Below are 275 nucleotides of genomic sequence, written 5' to 3'. Positions count from 1 at the left end.
CGTGTAACAAGAACGATACCTTTTTTAGATACCCTAAAGCCGTTTTCTTCATCTGTTTTTTTGTCAAAACCGATTTCAAGACCAGCCGGTATTTCACAGCTTCTATCTATTATTGCGCGTTTAATTTTACAACCTCGGTTTATAACCGCACCGGGTAAAATAACCGACTGCTCAATAGTACAAAATGAGCGAACGTGAACGTTAGAAAACAACAGGGATTTTCTAACCGCAGAGCCCGAAATAATACACCCACCCGAGACTGTTGAGTCTAAAGC

1 protein-coding gene is annotated in these 275 nt (G+C 40.7%); it reads right to left on the bottom strand.

The features are described 5' to 3' along the window. Window positions 1–275 (bottom strand): GlgC family sugar phosphate nucleotidyltransferase (locus AAEY83_RS14835; protein WP_351060085.1); only part of this gene is annotated, 275 nt, incomplete at both ends.

This window comes from Psychrobacter sp. TB20-MNA-CIBAN-0197, from assembly GCF_040309765.1.
GTDB classification, from domain to species: Bacteria; Pseudomonadota; Gammaproteobacteria; order Pseudomonadales; family Moraxellaceae; genus Psychrobacter; species Psychrobacter submarinus.
This window is presented reverse-complemented; position numbering and strand designations above follow the sequence as displayed.